Source organism: Mycobacterium sp. (assembly GCF_032161845.1).
Classification (GTDB): domain Bacteria; phylum Actinomycetota; class Actinomycetes; order Mycobacteriales; family Mycobacteriaceae; genus Mycobacterium.
Genome location: NZ_JAVRQA010000536.1, coordinates 1 through 16,865, shown reverse-complemented (window position 1 = coordinate 16,865; position 16,865 = coordinate 1). Strand labels below are relative to the sequence as shown.

Genomic DNA, 16,865 nt, shown 5'->3' with positions numbered 1-16,865 from the left:
ACAGCGCCGTCAGCGCGCCGACGAGGCCCGTCGCCACCATGGCCTGAACCGCTGGATCGGTGATGCGCGTCAGTTTGTGTTGCAGCAGTTCGATGAAGTTGGGCATCCACTCTGCGCCCGACTTCGTCAGCACTGGCTCCCGTTCCGGCGCGATCAATAGCACCCGCCCCCGCACCGGGTCGTCGACCATGAGGGCGACGAACCTCTCGACCGCGTCGCGCGGTGTCGTCGAGGACGTGAGTGCCGTCATCGCGGTGCCGCAGACGTGGTCGTACACCGCCCTGACGAAGCCGTCCCGATCGTCGAAACTCTCGTAGAAGTAACGCTCGGTGAGTCCGGCAGCACGGCAGACGGCGCGGACGGTGAGTGCAGAACCCGCTTCCCCGCCAAGAATGTCCACTCCGGCGACGATGAGCTCGTCGCGCCGCAGCGTCTGGCGGTCCTGCAGTGGTACGCCAGACCAGCGGCCCCGTCGTTGACCGGAAGGCACATCGCTCCTAAGCTCACTATGACAACGCTCGTAGTCAAACAAGCGTAGACCCCAGGGAAGGTCACCAGTGACTCAAGATACGTCCGAGGTGTGCCCGGTGACCAGCGCGGCAGAACCGCTCGCCGCAAGCTGCCCGGTGGCGCCAGGGGGTTACGACGCTCCGCCAGTTGCGCTCGGGCCCGACTCGTTGACGTGGAAGTACTTCGGTGACTGGCGAGGGCTGCTGCAAGGCCCGTGGGCCGGCTCGATGCAGAACATGCATCCCCAGCTCGGCGCCGCGGTCGAGGAGCACTCGACCTTCTTCCGCGAACGATGGCCGCGGTTGCTGCGGTCGTTGTATCCGATCGGCGGGGTCGTCTTCGACACCGACCGTGCCCCCCGCACGGGCGCCGAGGTTCGCGAGTACCACACGGACATCAAAGGCATTGACGCGCAAGGTCGTCGGTATCACGCGCTGAACCCGGACGTCTTCTACTGGGCGCACTCGACGTTCTTCGTCGGGACGTTGATCGTCGCGGAGCGACTCTGCGGTGGCATCACCGAGGCCGAGAAACGACAGCTCTTCGACGAGCACGTCCAGTGGTATCGGATGTACGGGATGAGCATGCGTCCGGTCCCGGAGTCGTGGGAGGACTTTCAGAAGTACTGGGACCACATGTGCCGCAACGTGTTGGAGAACAACTACGCGGCGCGCGCCGTGCTTGATCTGACCGACCTGCCCAAGCCGCCGTGGGCCGAGAAGATGCCGGACTGGATGTGGCGGCAGCAGCGCAAGCTGGTAGCGCCCTTCTTCGTCTGGTTCACCGTTGGCCTCTACGATCCGGCGGTCCGGGACTTGATGGGCTACACGTGGTCTGGGCGCGACGAGTGGCTGCACCGTCGGCTCGGCAAGCTGGTGCACGTGGCCTTCTCGCTTCTGCCCAAGCGCCGCCGGATGCATCCCCGTGGTCGGGCGGGCTGGGACCGCGTAACGGGCCGCAGCCCTGCCGACGCGCCGCTGCCGGAGACGCCTGCGCGCAACCTGCCGCCGCTCGACGAGCGGGACAATCCGATGCACTACTGCCCGAAGGTCTGATCAGCGGGTGCAGAGGCCGGCTGCCGTCTCCTCCGCGATGAGCTGTTTCAGCGGCTCACCGAGATGCGCGGCGAAGTCGTCGGTGGCTTGCATGTTCCAAGCGCCGTCCTCGTAGACCATGATCCGCGATTTCTCGACGCCATTGATCTTCATGAGCACGATCGCTTCGTCGTTGGGCGCCAGCCGCACGCCCGTGACGCTGATCGGTGGGCCGGGCTTCTTGCACGTCTTGTAGAACGTCACGAAGTCGTCCTGCGTGATGCCGTCCCGGACGTCTCGCTCCATGTGCTCCCAGACGTCCGCGAACTGGCCCGCCGTGAAGCGATCGATGTTGGCTTGGGCGGCGGCAGTCGCGGCGGCCAGGGTCTCCGGCACGTCGGTGCCCCGTGCACTCGCGCTGGTGGCGGCGCGAACGACGGACGTGCCGGAAGCTCCATGAGAAATGCCACACGCCGAGCACGCCATCAGTGCGAGCAGCGCCGTCAGGAATGCCAGGACCGACCTCATTTTCGGAAGGTTAGACCAGATGCGGCAATCCGCAACCCTTTGAGCAACCGTGCACCATTGACACGCCGCCAACCGCATGCAATCCGACGACAGGCTCTAGGGCGGACACGCCTCCCACGCCTCGCCTATCTGGTGAAAGGCGACGGGTGGAATTGCTCGGGGAGGCGGCGCGAGCGGGAACCGCTCACGCCTACATCTATGACACGCCCGTTCAGAAGTACGGGTCGGTGAGAAGGATCGTGTCGCCGGTGGTCTTAGTGATCCCGGCGATCACGAAACCGCTGTTGATCCCGGTCCCGATCCGAAGTTCGCCCTCGAATCGTTCGGCGACGAGGCGAACTGGCACTTCTGGTGCCCCCACTAGGACTCGAACCTAGGACCTGCGGATTAAAAGTCCGTAGCTCTACCAACTGAGCTATAGGGGCGCGGAGGATCAGGATACTTGCCGGCGTTGGGCGGATCGCCGCGGGAGCAAGGGAGACCCGCGTTTGAGGAATTGGGGGTCGGTAACCTAAGCTATCGAAGCTCCCAACGCGCTTGCGTTGACGAGTGCCCCGAAGAGATTCGGCTCTGGCCCCCATCGTTTAGCGGCCTAGGACGCCGCCCTTTCACGGCGGTAGCACGGGTTCGAATCCCGTTGGGGGTACGACGCAACGCGGCAACGCGGAGCGAGCAGTACGCAGGAAAGCAAGGCCCTGTGGCGCAGTTGGTTAGCGCGCCGCCCTGTCACGGCGGAGGTCGCGGGTTCGAGTCCCGTCAGGGTCGCCATACGGCGAGGCAAGGAATTCCGTGCCGTCCCGGCCAGGTAGCTCAGTTGGTACGAGCGTCCGCCTGAAAAGCGGAAGGTCGCCGGTTCGATCCCGGCCCTGGCCACTCAGAGTCATTGCAGTTCAGGGCTTTCTAGCCCGCCCTAGGCGCCGCTACGGCGGCGATAAACCTGAGCCATGGTCACAGCGGGCACGGCCGCGATGCGTCTCTCATCGACCAGGGGTTGATGAGCCGCACCCTCGGCGAGTTCTTCCTCTGACGGGGTGCTTACTCGCATCGCTCGCATCACGCTGGCATGTTCGGTTCATCTTGGTTTTATACGTTTCGAAGCCCACCACGCAATGCTAATTTGCGCTTGTTTGTGGCCGACTCCGCAGTGGCGTTGTTCGATCGACAAGGCTAGATCTCGCTCAAGGCACGCGGAGCCTGAGCACATTCGCTACTTCTTTTCCACTCACCACTGCTGCTGTGTGGAGCGACTCCCGCGGGCCTACGACGCAGTTTTCCAACCCGACGAACATACGGATACGAGACAAAGTGGTAATCAGCCAAAAGCGAATTTTCGACGATGTGACACAAACAGTGGGAAACACGCCCATCGTGCGATTGAATAACCAGCTCGCAGTGGATGGCACAGACCTCCTTTTGAAGCTCGAGTATTACAACCCGACGGCTAGCGTGAAGGACCGGCTATCAGTCGGCGCGATCAACTTCGCAGAGCAGAGCGGAAAGCTGCGACCAGGGGGCACCATCGTGGCCGCGAGCAGCGGAAACCTCGGCATCGGCCTCGCCGCCGCGGGAGCCAGTCGCGGATATCGCGTTGTCATCGTCATTTACGAAGACACGAGCTATGAGCGAAAGGTTGTCATACAAAACCTAGGGGCGGAGCTTGTCTTGACGCCGAAGGAAGACGGTGTGCGAGGGTCGGTGGAGGAAGCCGAAAGAATCACCAACAACACACCAGGCGCATTCTTCGTAAATCAGTTCGTCATTCCCATCAATCGCGAAGTACATCGAGCAACGACTGGGCCCGAAATCTGGGAGGATACCGCCGGCGATGTCGATGCAGTAGTAATCGGGGTCGGCTCGGGAGGGACGATCAGCGGCGTCGGGTCATTCCTGAAGGAAAAGAATCCGAATATCAAAATCATCGCGGTGGAACCCGATAATTCGGCAGTTCTTAGTGGCGAGGAATTCAATCCGCACAAGATTTATGGGTTGGGCCCCAACTTCAAGAGTCCGAATTTCGCAGACGAGGTAGTCGACGAGATTCTCCGAGTCACTGAGACCGAATCGGCTGTCACTGCCAGAAAACTCGCCAGATACGCCGGGATCCCCGCCGGTCTCAGCGGCGGAGCCGCAGTAGCCGCCGCCAGGCAGGTCGCTGAACGCCGAGACCCATCGATTCGAACGATCGTCACGCTTGTCCCGGATTCCGCAGATCGCTACATCTCGAGCTATTTGTTCCAGGACGCATTCGACGAGAACGGAACCCTCCGTAGCCATGTCTGAATCCGAGCGGACGACCAGCGACGAGAATCAGCTCACTCACGATCAGATCGAAGAGCGAGCCACGCGCCTGCGCCAACCGGGGAAGCAGTTCAAATTAGGATTCTTCACTCAAGTACCCAGCCCAGCGGACCGACCGGCGCGCAGAACATATGAAGAGCTCGTAGAAAGCATTGTGGCGGCCGAGGAGATCGGATACGACAGCGTCTGGATCGGGCAACACCATTTCAGTCCCGAGGATGGCGGTGTTCCATCTCCGCTGGTCGTGCTCGCCGCTGCCGCGGCACGGACCAAGAGAATCCATCTGGGCACAGCGGTAATTGCGCTGCCTTTCGAACACCCGATCAGACTGGCCGAAGACCTCGCGGTACTGGATGAGATATCTGACGGCCGAGTTCAGATCGGATTAGGGGGAGCCAGAGGAGACCTGCAGGCTTTCAACACATTTGGAGTCGACTTCTCGGCAAGGCACGAACTGTTCGACCGTAATCTCGAAATCCTTCATCATCTGTTGGAACAGCGGAGCTCTGCGGAGTTCGCCCACGTCGTCGACGTTCGGGTAAATGACACCAGTACACCCCTTGAGCGCACGTCCGGAGCGCAGCTGTCCACCTCGGACTCGGTCGCAGGCCAACAGGCGAAAGCAGACCAAGAGCCGAAGCGCCTCTTTCCCGCGGCGCCGAGTCTGAGGCGCAGGGTGTGGCAGACAGCCAGCAGTGAGGAAAGAGCTCGGAAGATTGCACGAAATGGCAACGGAATCATGATCGGTGCGTTCCATGACCATGTAATTTTTCATCAGCTTCAGTTCATCGTCGGCTACCTCGAAGAATGGCTAGCACTCAACGGGAGTCTCGAGGAAGCGCGAGTAGGGGCGCAGAGATTCACCCTTCACGGGGAGAGTGCAGACGCAATAGCGGACGAACTTGGATCGCACGTGTCTGCTACTCAAAGAACGCTGGAAGCCCGTTTCCCGCAACTGGGTTCGCTGTCTCCGAAGGATTACCTACGTTCCGTAGCGCGCACCGGTACCTCGCAGGAAATCGTTCAGCAGCTTCAAGAAGATCCCGCGTTGTTGGGGTTCGTCACCGACTTCTTTCCCACCACCGGGCTGTTTCCTTCCGTCAGAGAAGGCACCTTAGGAGCGGACCTCGACGTCAGACGATTGCGATTGTTCGCCGAGGAGATCGCGCCGGAACTTGGTTGGAAGCCTGCCGCCAATCACTGAGCGCAATCGAGACGACCTGCGCAACCTCAATCCGTTGGGTCAGTTCGGTTCACCACGATCTAAACGATTAACGCGCATGTCGGTGGTACCTAGTCTTTGAAGACTGCCCCTTGCTCACGGCCAGGAGTCGAGGTGCCCTCTGCCTCGGCGCGATCACTTGTGCCCGCCAGCCAGCTTCACGCTTCACCACCCCGTTACCACACAAGGAGACCGGCCGTGCCGCACCTCGAATTCATCCGGCAGTCAGGCACATTGGGATATGCGCTGTTGTTCGGTCCGGGCGTCGTCCTGTTGCTCATCGCCCTCGCAGTCAAGGGCGCCGTCAAGACGACACACAACTTCGTGATCTCCGGCCGACTTCTCGGCTTTGGGTTCGGCGTGGCGTCGCTCATCTCGGTGTGGACGTGGTCGATGGCGGTGATGCTGTCGTCCGCCCAGGCATACACCTGGGGGACCTCGGGCCTGGTCTGGTTCATCGTGCCCAACGGGCTCGCCGTGATCATCATGGTGCCCTTCGCCTTGAAGCTCCGACAGAAGATGCCGTCCGGATACACACTCGCGGAATTCATCCGCGCGCGATTCCAGAACTCGATCAGCAGCGTGGCGACCCTGGTCTTCCTGATCGGCGCGCTGCTGGGTGTCATCATGATCAACCTCGCCGGGTTGGTGCTCGTGATGAACAAGATCTTCGGACTCACCCCGATCAGCATCGTCATCATCGGTGTCGTCGTGGTCACCGTGTACTCCTATTTCGGTGGGTTGACGACATCCGCGGTCACGGGAACGTTGAACACCCTGCTCCTCGGCGTCGGATCGTCCGTGGTGGTGCTCTTCGCGCTCGCCAAGGCCGGCGGCGCCGACCTCGTCTTCAATGAGGTTCAGGCTCGTGGTGACGAGCACCTGAATCCCTTCAATCCCGTCACCGCTGCGAGCTTCGGTCTTGCCTTGGCGCTCGGGCTACTTACCAATGTCATTGCCGATCAGTCGTTCTGGCAACGTGTTTGGGCGATCAGGCCGAAGGATCTCGGCCGCAGCTTCTTGTGGGCGGGCGTGTGGTTTTACCCCATTCCGCTAGCGCTCGGCCTGCTCGGCTTCATCGGTTTCGCCTACGGCGTGACACCCGAGCAGTTGGGCTCGCTGGGTGCAGGGGCGATCGGCCCGCACGTCATCGCCAGTCTCGGCCTGCCGGTGTTCATCATCGCCCTGTATACGCTCGTCGTCGTCAATGCCTGCTTCGCGGCGATCGACGGTGCCCTCTCGGGTGTGACCTCCTTGGTCGCGGTCGACATCGTCCATCGATACTGGCCCAAGGTGTCCGAGCGCACGCTGCTCACCATCACCAAGACCAGCATGATCGTCGCGGCCGCGATCGCGGGTGGCGTGGTGTTGACCGGCATCGACTACGTGAATCTCGTGACCACGGTGTACTTCTACGGCACCAGTCTTCTCATTCCGGTGACCCTCAGCATCTTCTGGTCTCGCATGACGGGGACGGGGTACGTCGCGGGTGTGCTTGCGGGTATCGCGGTCGGAGGTCCGCTCCGGGAGACGCTCGGGCCCACCTACGGACCGCTCTTCGGAATCATCGGCTTGATCGCGGCGTCGGCGATCGTCTCGGTCGTGGTGAGCTTGCGCGCCGACACTCGGTTCGACTTCGACAGCCTGTCTGAAGGCAAGGCGGCGCTCCTCGAACGCGACATCGCGACTGCAGCCACCGAGAGGCAAGAGGACCCGACGCATCCCGCTCCCGGTGACGCCGTCGCCGCCGGACAGCAATAAGAGCCGAAACACCCGAAAGGCACTGTCGTGACACTGTTTTACATAGGCGCTGGCATCGGCCTAGTGCTCGCCGCCATATACCTGATCGTCGGTGCGCTTAGCTTCGTCCGGATCCGACGAGAGTTGGCCGCCGGTACGGGAGTCGACGCATTTCACAACGAAGTCGACTCTTCGGAGATCGCACTGGTTCCGGGCTTCACGTGGAAGGCCTCCCTGGCGGTCTTGACGTCGTTCGTCGTGTTGGTCGTTGCGTCCTACAGCGGCGCCTTCTGGTACGTGCTTGCGTTCAGCGGACTCGGAACCGCCGCAGCGGTGATCGTGGCCTTCATCCTCGAGTTGCGCGGTGACCGTGCCGGGACTGCCACGTGACCCAGCGGAAAGCGCACCTGCTGGGCTTCGTCCAGCACGGGGTGATGAACCACGCCTCATCCATGTGGGCCCATCCGCGCGACAAGGTGGGCTACCACTGGTCGCGGCCCGAGTACTGGCGTGACCTCGGCCGGATCATGGAACGCGGACTGTTCGACGCGATGTTCATCGCCGACGAACTCGCGCCGTACACGACATACAAGGGCAACTCGGATCCCGTCGTGAAGTACGCGGGCCAGTTCCCGGTGCACGAACCCGCCACGCTGGTGCCGATCATCGGGGCCTTCACCAAGCACCTCGGTATCGGGATCACGCTGTCGACGTCGTTCGTGCCGCCGTACATGATGGCTCGTCATCTGTCCTCGCTGGACCACCTCACCGGTGGCCGCGTCGGTTGGAACATCGTTACGTCGTACTCCAAGAGCGAGTTCCAGGCCATGGGCAAGGACAACCTTACGCCGCGCGACAAGCGTTACGAGGTCGTCGAGGAGTACATGCAGTTGCTGTATCAACTGTGGGATTCGTGGGACGACGACGCCATCGTCTACGACCGCGAGACCGGAGTCTTCGCCGATCCGTCCAAGATCCGCGAGGTGGACTTCCAAGGCGAGTTCTTCAAGTCGAAGGGCCGCCACTTCGTCGCGCCGTCTCCGCAGAAGCGACCCGTACTGTGGCAGGCCGGCTCATCGGAGCAAGGTCGCCAATTCGCTTCCAAGCACGCCGAATCGGTGTTCGGGATCTTCCCGACGCCGAAGAGCATGCGAGCCTACGCCGACGACATCCGGACTCGCGCCGACGATCAAGGACGCGACCCGGAATCGGTCAAGCTCATCTACGGACTGCAGACGATCATCGACCGCGACAAATCCCGCGCGAACGACAAGTACGCGGAGTTCGTCGAGAAGGTGGAGATCGAGAGCGCGCTGGGAATCCTGTCCGGACACACGGGATTTGACTTCTCGACGCTCGGCCTCGACGACAACGTGGTTGACGCCGACGTACAGGGCATCCGCGGTCTGTTCGACGCCATCCTGGAAGCCAAGGACGGCGCCCCGGTCACCGTGCGGGAGGCGGCCCAGATCTACGGCGTCTCGATGGGCGCACCGGTCGCGGTTGGCACTCCGTCCGATGTCGCCGACCAGATGGAGCACTATCTCGACGACGGTGGATGCAACGGCTTCATGCTGTTGGCCACCGACACGCCCGGATGCTTCAACGACGTCACCGAGTTGTTGGTGCCCGAGTTGCAGCGTCGCGGCCGCTTCCGGACCCGGTACCCCGGAACCACTTTGCGAGAAAGCCTGCAGGAGTATTAATCGCCACGGAGGCTTCCGGCACCGTACTACTACATCTTGATGGCTGCGTTCTATGGGCGATGGATCGATCGTCGAAGCGCGCAATTTCCCGACTGACCGGCCAGGTCAACGTCTCGCGGCCGACGGCAGTGCCGCGACGTGGTGCCATCAGGTGTGGCGACCCTGTCATATGATCAGCCCGGCGTGGTGCACCTCGCCAACGCGCCCGCATGGGGAGATCTAGCAAATCTTGCACCGTCCGCTATCGTCATCTCGACGTCGAATCGTGCGGGCCGGGCGAAGTCCAAACGCTCGGACATTCAGTTGGTGAACACTCCGGATCGACGAATGTCGAGGCCTGAATCAACGAGCCTGCCAATTACGAAAAGCGAGCCCAGGAAGGCTTATTGACGATGGCCTGAGACCTCGCGACGGGAAGCATCTTCATTCCTGGCTCGAGCTACAACCGACCTGTCAGTGGCTTAAGCGCGGCCTGTTCATCCGCTGTCGATTGTCACAACTTGGACAATTGATTACCTAACTCTGACGTCAGCAAGTTATCGTCCGTTCATGATCAAGATCGATCCACGGGTCCGAAAGGTGCCCGCACGGAAGTACTGAGGAAACGGATGGGGGCGTATTGCTGGCAGCGTGAAAGGGTGGTGTGCGGTGAACGACGAGGTCATCAGTCTCGACGGCATTACGCCAACATGGCTCGCGAATGAGCTCGACGACCAAGGTGTGGTGAGGCTGCGAAACGTCTTCTCCGATGAATGGCTAAATGCCATGCGCGAGTCGGTCGACTATTGCATCGCACACAATGGCGACGGCGACTTCTTCATCGCCGAAGCCGATCACGAGGTCGGCTCACCGGCCCATCAACTGGTATCCGACCCTGCATTCCGCGAACTCTTCATTGATGCCGCCAAGCTCCGATGGCCCAAGGCTGACTCGGCAAACAACGACATCCGGTGTTCGATGCTCGTCCGCGCCGGCAATGGGCCGAAGGCGCGCTCGAACCGGTTCCATTACGACGGAGCCGTTCTCACGATGGTCGTGCCGATATTCATTCCGGAGGCCGATATCGGCACCAATGGTGAATTGGCGGCCTTTGGCAACAAGCGCCGGTTCCGTCGCTTTCTCGCATCACATCTCGTCGACATGATCCTGACTCACAACTCGCTGTACCGGCGCCGCATCTCGAGAACGGTTCAGGCCGCGCCCGAGAAGCACCTCGTCGAACTTCGACCGGGCGACGCCTACCTGTTCTGGGGCTATCGCACCTTTCACGGCAATCTTCCCTGTGCGCCGGGATTGCTGCGTACGACCTTGGTTCTGCACTACGGCGAGGTGCATTCGGACAGTTGGGCGCTGAAAATGGTGTGGAGATTCAGTCGAAGCCGACGGGACCTCGGCCCCCTGCAATATCGCTCGGCGATACCGGTCGGCCCCGAGGTCTCCGCCTAGCGCTTGTCGAGCTGCGGCGATGACGGGGTAATTTACCCCTATGGTCCGACCTGCGCAGACGGTGCGCAGCGAACGCACGCGCGAAGCGTTGCGCCAAGCCGCCTTGGTGAGGTTCCTCGCCCAGGGGGTGGAGGACACCTCCGCCGAGCAGATCGCCTCGGACGCCGGAGTGTCGCTGCGTACCTTCTATCGGCACTTCACCTCGAAGCACGACCTGCTGTTCGCCGACTATGACGCTGGGCTCCAGTGGTTCCGAACGGCGCTGGCCGTCCGGTCGCCAGGCGAACCGCTCATTGAGTCCGTGCACTCGGCGATTCTCGCGGCGCCGTATGACGCCGCGGCCATGCCGAAGATCGCGGAGTTGCGGGCACAGGAATTCGACCCGGGGCGGATCGTGCGCCACATCCGGCAGGTCGAGGCCGACTTCGCCGAGGCGCTCGAGGAGTACCTCACCCGTGACGAACCGGCCGACCCCACCGCCGACGCACGATTGCGCGTGACGGTGACCGCGCGCTGCATCGCCGCTGCCGTGTTCGGCGCGATGGAGGTCTGGATGTTGAGTGACGAGCGGTCGCTCCCCGAGCTGGCCCGGCTGTGTCGCACGGCGCTCGAGGTGGTCGCAGCGGGCATCAGCGACGAGCGCTGATCAAGTTTCGTCATTATTGACAAAACTCGAGTACCGTGCCAGCCTCGGACGATGACGGAGTTCGACGCGATTGTCATCGGCGCGGGTCACAATGGGCTGGCCGCGGCGGCCATTCTGGCAAAGGCGGGCGTCCGAACGCTATGCCTTGACTCCAAGCTGTATGCCGGTGGAATGGCCTCCACCGTAGAGCTTTTCGACGGGTATCGATTCGAGATCGCCGGCTCGCTACAGTTCCCGACGTCGGCGAAGGTCAGTGCCGAGCTCGGGCTCGACGATTTGCCGACCGTCGACCTCGACGTCATGTCGGTGTCGTTGCGCGGGATCGGGGATGAGCCCGTCGTCTACTACACCGATCCGATGAAGTTACTCACCCACCTCAACGACGTGCACGGCGCCGAGGCGGTCAACGGCATGGCTGGCCTGATGGCGTGGAGCCAAGCCCCGACGCGCGCGCTGGGACGGTTCGATGCGGGCATGCCGCCCAAGACCATCGACGAGATGTATGCCTGCGCCCAAAACGAATTCGAGCGCTCGGCGATCACCGACATGCTGTTTGGCTCCGTCACCGACGTACTGGACCGCTACCTCCCCGACGCCGAGAAACACGGAGCCCTGCGGGGGATGCTCTCGTTTTTGGCCATCAACACCACCTACCGCGGGCCCGCCACGCCCGGCAGTGCGGCAGCGTTGGCGTTCGGTCTGGCGATTCCCGACGAGAACGCCAAACTGATGAAGAAGCTTCGCGGTGGAATCGGCGCCCTGACAGCACATCTCGTCGAAGTGCTGGAGTCCAACGGTGGCGAGTTGCGGTTGCGCAGCAAGGTCGAGGAGATCCTGGTGGCCGATGGGCGGGTCACCGGCGTCCGACTCGAGGACGGCTCGACGATCAACGCAGCCATCGTGGTCTCGGGTCTGGCACCCGACCTCACGGTCACCAAGTTGATCGACCCGAACGCGGTGCCGTCCGATGTCCGCGATCGGTTCTCGCGTGTCGACCACCGCGGAAGCTACCTTCAGATGCACTTCGCCCTCGACGGGATGCCCACCTTCGCCGAACCCTACGAGAAGCTCAACGACCCCGAGATGCAGTCGGCCATCGGGCTTTTCAGCACCCCGGAAGAGCTACAGCAACAGTGGGAGGACAGCCGCCGCGGAATCGTTCCTGCCGATCCGGCGATCGCGATGCAGTTCCCCTCGGTGCACGACAGCGCCCTGGCGCCGGACGGCAGGCATGCGGTGTCGGCGTTCTCGATGTGGTTCCCCGTCGAGTACGAACATGCGTCCTACGGCGACCTCAAGGTCGAGATGGGTCGCCGCGTCATCGAGAAGATCACCCGGGTGGCGCCCGACTTCGAGTCGAAGATCATCCGGCACACGACGTTCACGCCACGGCACATGGCCACCATGTTCGGTGCGCCAGGCGGTGACTACTGCCACGGCTTGATCCACCCCGAGCAGATGGGTCCAAATCGCCCAGGGCCAAGGGGATTCATCGACCAGCCGATTCCGATTGACGGTCTGTACCTGGGCAGTGCAGGGTGCCACGGGGGGCCGGGCATCACGTTCATCCCGGGATACAACGCCGCCGTGCAGGCGCTTGCCGACGCGCGTTAGTCGTCGGCGGGGCCGGTGGGGGTGGCGCCACCTTCGTCGGACCAGTCAGACCGGTCCTCGGCGCCCTTCGCCGGGTCGCTTTGCACGTCTTCGCCACCCTCGGGTCCGGAGTCCGACTCGCTTGTCTTGGGCTCTTTGTTCATCCCGACGCGATACCCGGTTCGTCGGGCTCGGAAACGGTGAGGACGGCTTCGACGACGTAGGGCACCTGGTCTTCGAACCGGTGCTCCAGATCGCGGAGGGTGCGCGCGATCGACGACTCGACCCCGTCGCCGACCAGGTCGACGCTCGCGATCACGAAGATCTGCTTGGGACCGATGAACTCGGGACGGAGGAAGCGCACGGACGCCACTTCGGGGAAGCTCGCCAGCTCGTCGCGAAGTGCTCGTTGGAGTCGCGGCGGGCCCGCCTCGCCGGTGAGGAAGATCCGGTTGCGGTTGATCAGGATCACGGCCACCACGCCGAGCACGACGCCGACCAGAATGGAGCCGATGGCATCCCACACGACTTCACCGGTCAGCTGGTGCAGCAGGATGCCCAGGAATGCGATGGCGATACCGATCAGTGCGGCGCTATCCTCCGCGAAGACTGCCCGCACCGTTGGGTCCGATGTCTCGAAGGCGTACTGCAGGACATCGCTCTCGAATGTGTTTGCGTCCCTGCGTAGTTGGTGCAGCGACTGCAGCAGCGAAGCGCCCTCCAGGACGAAGGCGATTGCGAGGACGACATAGGCCAGCCGGTAGTCCTCGGCAGACTCCGCGCCGTGGAGGAGTTCGGTGATTCCCCGCCAGATCGAGACGGCGGCACCGACGACGAACAGGCCGACCGCAGCGAGCAGTGACCACACGTACGCCTCGCGCCCGTAGCCGAGAGGGCGCCGCTCGTCGCGTTCGCGGACGCTGCGCCGGTTGGCGATCAGCAGGAAGACCTCGTTGCCGGTGTCAGCCCAGGAATGCGCTGCCTCCGCGGTCATGGAAGCCGAACCGGACACTACGGCGGCGAAGGACTTCGCCAACGCGACCAGGAGGTTCGCGCCGAACGCTACGACGACGGTCAGCGTGCTGTCGCCTCCAGCCTTCACCACTCCAGCGACTCAACCACGAAGGTCAGTCACCCCGTCGCTGCAGCTGCGTCATCCAGTCCTTCGGAACGCGCTCGCTGGGCCCCGGTGCCGTCTGGTTCACCGGATGACATTCCGGCGGAGCGAGTTCCGGCCCGTCGTAGTACTCGTTCGAGTCGAAGTTCCAGAACCAGTCCTCGCCTGGCTCGAACGAGCGGATGATCGGATGCCCCGTCTCGCGCCAATGCGCCGAAGCGTGCCGGGCCAGCGAATCGTCGCAACAGCCGATGTGTCCGCATGCCGTGCAGCGACGTAGGTGCACCCACCACCCGTCGACCGCAGTGCATTCGACGCACCCCGTGCCACTGGGCGGGATGGTGGGATTCACCGCATCGGTCATGGGTTTACCCTACTTCTTCTCGCGCCACGCCCGCTCGAAGGGCAACCGCCACGCGTTCGGCGCAACCAGCTGATGGATGGCATTCGGACCCCAGGTTCCTGGCTGGTAGGACTTTACCGGCGGCGGGTCCTCCAGCAGTTGAGCCGAACGCTCCCATAGGGATTCGATGCCCTCGGCAGTGGTGAACAGGGTGTGGTCGCCACGCATCGCGTCGAGGATCAGCCGCTCGTAGGCCTCCAGCACGTCGCCGAGCTGTTCGGTCTCCTGCGTAGAGAACTGCATGGACATCTTGTCGAGCTTCATACCGGGGCCCGGCCGCTTGCCGTAGAACGACAGTGACACCTTCGACGCGTCGGCGAGGTCGAACGTCAGATGATCGGGCCCCTGCGAACCGACACCCGAGCCGGCCGGGAACATCGTGCGCGGCGCCTCCCTGAACGCGATCGAAATGATCCGCATGCCCTCGGCCATCTTCTTTCCCGTGCGCAGATAGATCGGCACGCCGGCCCAGCGCCAGTTGTCGATGCCGACCTTCAGTGCGATGAAGGTCTCGGTGTCCGAGTCCCGTGCCACCCCCTTCTCGTTGCGATAGCCGGCGTACTGCCCGCGGACCACCTCGTTGCAGTGGATCGGCAGCATGGATCGAAAGACCTTGTTCTTCTCCTCGCTGATGGCGCGAGGTTCCAATGCAGTCGGCGGCTCCATCACCACGAAGGCCATCACCTGCAGCAGGTGGGTGACCACCATGTCCTTGTAGGCGCCGGTGCTCTCGTAGAAATTCGCCCGCTGATCGAGGCCGAGGGTCTCCGGGATGTCGATCTGGATGTGGTCGATGAAGTTGCGGTTCCAGATCGGCTCGAACAACCCGTTGGCGAAGCGGAACGCCAGGATGTTCTGCGCCGCCTCCTTGCCGAGGAAGTGGTCGATGCGGAAGATTTGCCGTTCGCGGAACGTCTCGTGCACGAAGTCGTTGAGCTCGATGGCGCTGGCGAGGTCGGTGCCAAAGGGTTTCTCCATCACCACCCGCGATCGGTCGACCAGATTCGCGTCCCTCAGCATCGTGATGACCGCCCGCGCAGCCTTCGGCGGTACCGAAAGGTAGTGCAGCCGACGGACTTCCGGGCCGAGATCCTTCTCGGCCCCGGTCACGGCGGCGGCCAGCGCCTCGGGCCCGGCGCCCTGCGGAACGTAGGTGATGCGGCTGGCGAAGTTGTCCCACTGCTCCTTGGTGAGCTTGTGAGTGCCGAATGCATCGACGGCTTCCTTCGTCAGCGCACGGAACTCGTCGTCGGTCAGGTCCTCCAACGACGTCCCGACCACCCGAATCTTGGGCGCCAGCGAGGACTGGACCAGGTACGCCATGCCCGGCAACAGCTTGCGTTTGGCCAGGTCACCGGTCGCGCCGAACAGGACGATCACGTGGGGTAGGAGCGCATCCTCGTCGCGGCGGTGTGGTCGCGCGCCCGCGGCCGGGTAGGCGATGGACTGCGGGAGGTCCAATTTATTCTCCAAGTCGTTCGTAGCCACGTGGTCGATGCTTCCACCCCGTCGAGAACGGCGCGTGCCGAAAGCCATCAACTGCCGTTGCCCGCTGGCTAAGGTCGCGGGCATGGCAACCAGTGATTCGCGCGAAGTGGTCATCGAAGCAACCCCCGGGGAGATCCTCGACGTCATCGCCGACGTCGAGGCGACACCCACGTGGTCGCCGCAATATCAGAAGGCCGAGATCCTCGAGAGCTACCCGGACGGCCGGCCAAAGCAGGTCGAGATGACCGTGAAGGCCGCGGGTATCACCGACAAGATGGTCATCGAATACACCTGGACCGACAGTGGCGTGAGCTGGACGTTGGTGAAGTCGGGCCAGCTCAAGAAGCAGGACGCGAGCTACACGCTGACTCCCAACGGGGACAAGACAAAGGTCAGGTTCGACATGGCCATCGATCTGTCCATCCCCATGCCTGGCTTCCTGCTCAAGCGCACCCTGAAGGGCGGAATGGAGACCGCCACCGACGGTCTGCGCAAGCACGTACTGAAGCTCAAGAAGGGTTGAACACCGGGCCCCTGGCCGGGGTAAGAGTGATCGAGCTCGGCGGGATCGGGCCCGGCCCGCATACCGCGATGATGCTCGCCGACATGGGCGCGGACGTGATTCGGGTCCGCAGACCAGGCGGACTGCAAATGCCCGCCGAGAACGTCGACCTCCTGCACCGCGGCAAGCGCGCCGTCGACCTCGACGTGAAGCGGGAGCCCCAACGGCTTTTGGACCTGGCCGCCAAGGCCGACGTCGTGCTCGATTGCTTCCGGCCCGGCACGTGTGAGCGCCTGGGCATCGGCCCCGACGACTGCGCCGCCGTCAACTCGCGGCTGATCTTCGCGCGAATCACCGGGTGGGGTCAGGACGGTCCGCTCGCGAAGACGGCGGGGCACGACATCAACTACCTGTCGCAGACCGGTGCGCTGAGCGCCATCGGCTACCGCGACCGCCCGCCCGTCGCGCCGCTGAATCTGGTCGCCGATTTCGGCGGTGGGTCCATGTTCGCGCTCGTGGGCATCGTGGCCGCGCTCTACGAACGGGAGCGGTCCGGCACGGGCCAGGTGATCGACGCCGCGATGGTCGACGGGGTCAGCGTGCTGGCCCAGATGTTGTGGACGATGAAGGCG

18 protein-coding genes and 4 tRNA genes are annotated in these 16,865 nt (G+C 63.1%); 14 read left to right on the top strand and 8 right to left on the bottom strand.

Annotation, left to right across the window (positions count from 1 at the left end; all coding sequences use genetic code 11):
* A partial coding sequence (locus QOD90_RS30015) for a TetR/AcrR family transcriptional regulator (protein ID WP_526355978.1) occupies window positions 1-490 on the bottom strand: 490 nt, incomplete at its 3' end.
* A 67-nt stretch (window positions 491-557) separates the two neighbouring features.
* Here QOD90_RS30015 and QOD90_RS30010 point away from each other — a divergent pair.
* Window positions 558-1,565 (top strand): oxygenase MpaB family protein, encoded by a 1,008-nt coding sequence (locus QOD90_RS30010; RefSeq protein WP_526355976.1) that lies wholly within the window; start codon window positions 558-560, stop codon window positions 1,563-1,565.
* Here the strand turns inward: QOD90_RS30010 and QOD90_RS30005 are convergent, their stop codons facing one another.
* From QOD90_RS30005 to QOD90_RS29995, 3 genes are all read right to left on the bottom strand, one after another.
* Complete coding sequence (locus tag QOD90_RS30005; protein WP_526355974.1) at window positions 1,566-2,072, bottom strand: hypothetical protein; 507 nt, start codon at window positions 2,070-2,072, stop codon at window positions 1,566-1,568.
* Window positions 2,073-2,283: 211 nt separating this feature from the next.
* Complete coding sequence (locus tag QOD90_RS30000) at window positions 2,284-2,433, bottom strand: hypothetical protein (protein WP_526355980.1); 150 nt, start codon at window positions 2,431-2,433, stop codon at window positions 2,284-2,286.
* Window positions 2,422-2,497, bottom strand: a tRNA-Lys gene (locus tag QOD90_RS29995). The genes QOD90_RS30000 and QOD90_RS29995 overlap by 12 nt, the downstream gene beginning before the upstream one ends.
* A 148-nt stretch (window positions 2,498-2,645) precedes the next feature.
* Between QOD90_RS29995 and QOD90_RS29990 the strand changes: the two genes are divergently transcribed.
* From QOD90_RS29990 to QOD90_RS29940, 11 genes are all read left to right on the top strand, one after another.
* Window positions 2,646-2,718, top strand: a tRNA-Glu gene (locus tag QOD90_RS29990).
* A 45-nt stretch (window positions 2,719-2,763) separates the two neighbouring features.
* A tRNA-Asp gene (locus QOD90_RS29985) sits at window positions 2,764-2,840 on the top strand.
* 31 nt (window positions 2,841-2,871) lie between these two features.
* Window positions 2,872-2,945, top strand: a tRNA-Phe gene (locus QOD90_RS29980).
* Between the two features lie 432 nt (window positions 2,946-3,377).
* Window positions 3,378-4,352 (top strand): PLP-dependent cysteine synthase family protein, encoded by a 975-nt coding sequence (locus QOD90_RS29975; protein ID WP_526355973.1) that lies wholly within the window; start codon window positions 3,378-3,380, stop codon window positions 4,350-4,352.
* Window positions 4,345-5,574, top strand: a complete 1,230-nt coding sequence (locus tag QOD90_RS29970; RefSeq protein ID WP_526355972.1) for an LLM class flavin-dependent oxidoreductase — start codon at window positions 4,345-4,347, stop codon at window positions 5,572-5,574. Before QOD90_RS29975 ends, QOD90_RS29970 begins: the two co-directional genes overlap by 8 nt.
* A gap of 216 nt (window positions 5,575-5,790) precedes the next feature.
* Entirely contained in the window at window positions 5,791-7,353 is a 1,563-nt protein-coding gene (locus tag QOD90_RS29965; protein ID WP_526355970.1) for a sodium:solute symporter family protein, read from the top strand.
* A 27-nt stretch (window positions 7,354-7,380) separates the two neighbouring features.
* Entirely contained in the window at window positions 7,381-7,722 is a 342-nt protein-coding gene (locus tag QOD90_RS29960) for a hypothetical protein (RefSeq protein WP_526355968.1), read from the top strand.
* Window positions 7,719-9,038, top strand: coding sequence for an LLM class flavin-dependent oxidoreductase (locus tag QOD90_RS29955; protein WP_526355966.1), 1,320 nt, complete (start codon window positions 7,719-7,721; stop codon window positions 9,036-9,038). Before QOD90_RS29960 ends, QOD90_RS29955 begins: the two co-directional genes overlap by 4 nt.
* A 648-nt stretch (window positions 9,039-9,686) precedes the next feature.
* Window positions 9,687-10,484: a hypothetical protein gene (locus QOD90_RS29950; protein WP_526355964.1), complete on the top strand. Its 798-nt coding sequence runs from the start codon at window positions 9,687-9,689 to the stop codon at window positions 10,482-10,484.
* A gap of 40 nt (window positions 10,485-10,524) precedes the next feature.
* Window positions 10,525-11,130 carry a TetR/AcrR family transcriptional regulator gene (locus tag QOD90_RS29945; RefSeq protein WP_526355962.1) on the top strand — a complete coding sequence of 202 codons (606 nt, stop codon included), beginning with the start codon at window positions 10,525-10,527 and terminating at the stop codon, window positions 11,128-11,130.
* A gap of 51 nt (window positions 11,131-11,181) precedes the next feature.
* Entirely contained in the window at window positions 11,182-12,744 is a 1,563-nt protein-coding gene (locus QOD90_RS29940; protein ID WP_526355960.1) for a phytoene desaturase family protein, read from the top strand.
* On the opposite strand, the gene QOD90_RS29935 is transcribed toward QOD90_RS29940, so the two are convergent.
* From QOD90_RS29935 to zwf, 4 genes are read right to left on the bottom strand one after another with little or no spacing between them, the layout of a single operon-like run.
* The gene (locus tag QOD90_RS29935; protein ID WP_526355958.1) at window positions 12,741-12,887 is read right to left on the bottom strand and encodes a hypothetical protein; all 147 of its coding nucleotides are present in this window, start codon (window positions 12,885-12,887) and stop codon (window positions 12,741-12,743) included. The two genes, QOD90_RS29940 and QOD90_RS29935, sit on opposite strands and share 4 nt — an antisense overlap.
* Complete coding sequence (locus QOD90_RS29930) at window positions 12,884-13,828, bottom strand: cation diffusion facilitator family transporter (RefSeq protein WP_526355956.1); 945 nt, start codon at window positions 13,826-13,828, stop codon at window positions 12,884-12,886. The genes QOD90_RS29935 and QOD90_RS29930 overlap by 4 nt, the downstream gene beginning before the upstream one ends.
* Before the next feature lie 22 nt (window positions 13,829-13,850).
* Window positions 13,851-14,204, bottom strand: coding sequence for a UBP-type zinc finger domain-containing protein (locus QOD90_RS29925; protein WP_526355954.1), 354 nt, complete (start codon window positions 14,202-14,204; stop codon window positions 13,851-13,853).
* A 9-nt stretch (window positions 14,205-14,213) separates the two neighbouring features.
* Window positions 14,214-15,731 carry a glucose-6-phosphate dehydrogenase gene (gene zwf, locus QOD90_RS29920; protein ID WP_526355952.1) on the bottom strand — a complete coding sequence of 506 codons (1,518 nt, stop codon included), beginning with the start codon at window positions 15,729-15,731 and terminating at the stop codon, window positions 14,214-14,216.
* 82 nt (window positions 15,732-15,813) lie between these two features.
* On the opposite strand from zwf, the gene QOD90_RS29915 reads away from it, so the two are divergent.
* Together QOD90_RS29915 and QOD90_RS29910 are read left to right on the top strand one after the other, a co-directional pair.
* Entirely contained in the window at window positions 15,814-16,254 is a 441-nt protein-coding gene (locus tag QOD90_RS29915; RefSeq protein WP_526355950.1) for an SRPBCC family protein, read from the top strand.
* The coding region (locus tag QOD90_RS29910) for a CaiB/BaiF CoA transferase family protein (RefSeq protein WP_526355948.1) at window positions 16,251-16,865 on the top strand (615 nt) is incomplete at its 3' end. The genes QOD90_RS29915 and QOD90_RS29910, both read left to right, overlap by 4 nt.